This window comes from uncultured Ruegeria sp. (genome assembly GCF_947489545.1).
GTDB lineage: Bacteria > Pseudomonadota > Alphaproteobacteria > Rhodobacterales > Rhodobacteraceae > Ruegeria.
Genome location: NZ_CANLDZ010000076.1, coordinates 1 through 914, shown reverse-complemented (window position 1 = coordinate 914; position 914 = coordinate 1). Strand labels below are relative to the sequence as shown.

1 protein-coding gene is annotated in these 914 nt (G+C 58.3%); it reads left to right on the top strand.

Going from position 1 to position 914, the window contains the following annotated elements; all coding sequences use genetic code 11:
• On the top strand, nucleotides 1-914 hold a 914-nt coding region (tuf, locus tag Q1B13_RS26820), incomplete at both ends, for an elongation factor Tu (RefSeq protein ID WP_299085950.1).

Below are 914 nucleotides of genomic sequence, written 5' to 3'. Positions count from 1 at the left end.
ATGGCAAAGGAAAAGTTTGAGCGTAATAAGCCGCACGTCAACATTGGAACGATTGGCCACGTTGACCACGGCAAGACCACGCTGACCGCAGCGATCACCAAGTATTTTGGTGACTTCCAAGCGTATGACCAGATTGACGGTGCGCCGGAAGAAAAAGCGCGTGGTATCACCATCTCGACGGCCCACGTGGAATACGAGACCGAAAACCGTCACTATGCCCATGTTGACTGCCCCGGCCACGCCGACTACGTCAAGAACATGATCACGGGTGCGGCGCAGATGGACGGCGCGATCCTGGTTGTGAACGCTGCTGACGGCCCGATGCCGCAGACCCGCGAGCACATCCTGCTGGGCCGCCAGGTTGGCATCCCGACCATGGTCGTGTTCATGAACAAAGTGGACCAGGTTGACGACGAAGAGCTGCTGGAACTGGTGGAAATGGAAATCCGCGAGCTGCTGTCTTCGTATGAATACCCTGGCGACGACATTCCGATCATTGCCGGTTCGGCTCTGGCCGCGATGGAAGGCAACAACCCTGAGATTGGCGAGGAATCCATCCGCAAGCTGATGGCGGCCGTGGACGAGTACATCCCGACGCCTGAGCGCGCTATTGACCAGCCGTTCCTGATGCCGGTCGAAGACGTGTTCTCGATCTCGGGTCGTGGTACCGTTGTGACCGGTCGTGTTGAGCGTGGCGTGATCAATGTTGGCGACGAGATCGAAATCGTCGGCATCCGCGACACCAAGAAAACCACCTGTACCGGTGTTGAAATGTTCCGCAAGCTGCTGGACCGCGGTGAAGCGGGTGACAACATCGGCGCGCTGCTGCGTGGTATCGACCGTGAAGGCGTTGAGCGTGGCCAGGTTCTGTGTAAGCCGGGTTCGGTAACACCGCACACCAAGTTCGAAGCCGA